Source organism: Mesorhizobium sp. M2A.F.Ca.ET.039.01.1.1 (assembly GCF_003998035.1).
In the GTDB taxonomy this organism is placed as follows: domain Bacteria; phylum Pseudomonadota; class Alphaproteobacteria; order Rhizobiales; family Rhizobiaceae; genus Mesorhizobium.
Window position 1 is genome coordinate 1 of the sequence record NZ_RZRY01000908.1, and the last position, 2,126, is coordinate 2,126.

Annotated in this window: 2 protein-coding genes and 1 pseudogene; 1 reads left to right on the plus strand and 2 read right to left on the minus strand. The window is 66.7% G+C overall.

The genetic code is table 11. The annotated features are described in order from the left end of the window. Positions 1-298, minus strand: a pseudogene (locus EOA24_RS35415) (hypothetical protein); the annotation flags it as partial. Between the two features lie 84 nt (positions 299-382). Here EOA24_RS35415 and EOA24_RS35420 point away from each other — a divergent pair. After that, on the plus strand, positions 383-1,207 hold the full coding sequence (locus EOA24_RS35420) for an AraC family transcriptional regulator (RefSeq protein WP_127258315.1): 825 nt from the start codon (positions 383-385) through the stop codon (positions 1,205-1,207). 30 nt (positions 1,208-1,237) lie between these two features. Here the strand turns inward: EOA24_RS35420 and EOA24_RS35425 are convergent. After that, a partial coding sequence (locus tag EOA24_RS35425) for a SulP family inorganic anion transporter (protein WP_133374798.1) occupies positions 1,238-2,126 on the minus strand: 889 nt, incomplete at its 5' end.

Sequence of the window (2,126 nt, forward strand, 5' to 3'; positions counted from 1 at the left end):
GGCGTCGGCGCCCGGGATCGTAGACGCGCAATGTCGTGCCGTAGAAGGTCCACGGTCCGAGCGACGGGGAGGGACCCGCGTCGCGGGCGGGCAGTATCCAGACGTCCTGCAAGGCCCTGCCTTCCAGAACCCAGCCGAAATGCACCTCGCCGCGACCGGTGAGCTTTGTGCCGTCCTCTAGAATGCGCGTGGCATCGAATGTCCAGGCGCCGATGAAGCGGCCGTAGAGCTTCAGCTTTTCGGCGAGATCCGGAATGGGGTCGTCGCTGTGCAAGGCTTCGGCAAAGGGATTAGTCATGGTTGCTGCCTCGTTTGTCAGGAGAGGGCAAGCAATAGGGGCAGGCGGGGTTCGCCGCTTGGGAAAAATTGCTATCGTTCGGGCATGACAACAGCGCAGAGAACTCTGGCTTCCGGATCAGGCTGGCAGGTGTCCGACGTGGTGTGTACCGCCGCCGCGGGCGACAGGCCGTTCGAGGAAGGACATCGCGGCTTCTGCGTCGCCGCGGTGGCCAGCGGCACGTTCCGCTACCGCACGCGCCAGGGCACGGCGAAGCTGGCGCCGGGTGCCATCCTGCTCGGAAATCCCGGCGCCTGCTATGAATGCGGGCATGAGCACGGCGCCGGTGACCGCTGCCTTTCCTTCCATTTTTCGCCAGCCTATCTGGAGCGCGTCGTGGCCGAACTGCCGGGCGCGAAGCGGCTGGGCTTCGCCGATCCGCGCCTGCCGCCCTTGCCGGCGCTCGCGCCTTTGCTGGCCGAGGCGGAGGCTGCGCGCGAAAGGAGCGACAACGAGGCGTTCGAGGAACTCGGCCTACGCCTTGCCGGCGCGGTGGTCGCGGCTGCCGCCGGTTCTTTCAGAACGGCGCGGACACCAAGCCGCCGCGATCAGAAACGCGTTGCCGAAGCGGTGCGGCTGATCGAGCTCAATGCCGAGCGGCCGCTCTCGCTGGCCGAGCTCGCCGGCGCCACGGCGACGAGCCCGTATCATTTCCTACGCATCTTCCGGCATGTGGCCGGCATGACGCCCTATCAGTTCCTGCTCAGGACAAGGCTGCATCGGGCCGCCGTGCGGCTGCGCAACTCGGACGCGACGATCTCGACAATCGCCTTCGACACAGGCTTCAACGATCTGTCGAGCTTCAACCGTCGGTTTCGGCGCGAGATGGGAGAGGCGCCGGGCGCCTATCGCGCCCGGCGCGTTGGCTGAAAAAGCCTGCCGCTGCCCGTCGGGGGTCGTTCATGGCATGCTATCCTGTTCCTTGAGCTGCGGTTTCCCCGGACCAAGTGATTTGATCGCCGCGTCGACGCAGTGGAAAATGCGCTCAGCGCCGACGATGTCGGCGATGCCGAACCGCTTGAGCGCCGCTTGGGCGCGCAGCGATTCCATGCGCGCGATAGCAAAGACCGCACCTTTGTCGCGACAATGGCGGATGGTGTCGATCAGCGCCTGAGCGGCGGTATAGTCGATCTCGACGATGTTGCTGGCCTCCAGAACCACCAGCTTCACGCCCTCGCTCCTGGCGTCGATCAGGTCGCTCAGACCGCGCTTGAAACGGTCGGCATTGACGAAGGAAAGCGGCGCCTGGAACGCCACCACCAGCACGCCGGGGTGCCGCTCGCCCGGGCTGGAACCGCTCGGCGGCCACCAGACCGACGTGCCCGGTACCTGCGCCAGCTCGATCGGCTCGGTGCGCGTCGAGCCCCAGATGCCGTGCAGCAGCGACAGACCGATGCCGATCGCGACCCCGGTTTCGATAGGCAGGACGACGATGGCGATCATGGTGATCAGGATCAGCGCGAACTCGCCGAGCGCCTGGCGATATACGTTAACGGCGATCCTCCAGCGCAGGATATGCTGGGCCACGAACATCAGCACGCCGGCAAGGGCCGCTTGCGGCACGTTGGCCAGCAGGCTGCCGCCGAAAGCGCCGAGCCCCAGCACGATAGCCGCCGCGATCAGGCCCGACAGCTGCGAGCGGCCGCCGGTCTGGGCGACGATGGCCGTGCGCGGCGGGCTGGCGTTGACGGCAAAGGCGCCGAACAGGGCGGCCACGATGCTGCCCGCGCCGACGCCGACAAAGTCGCGATTGACGTCTGGCGCTTCGCCGTTTTGGGAAGCAAACGAG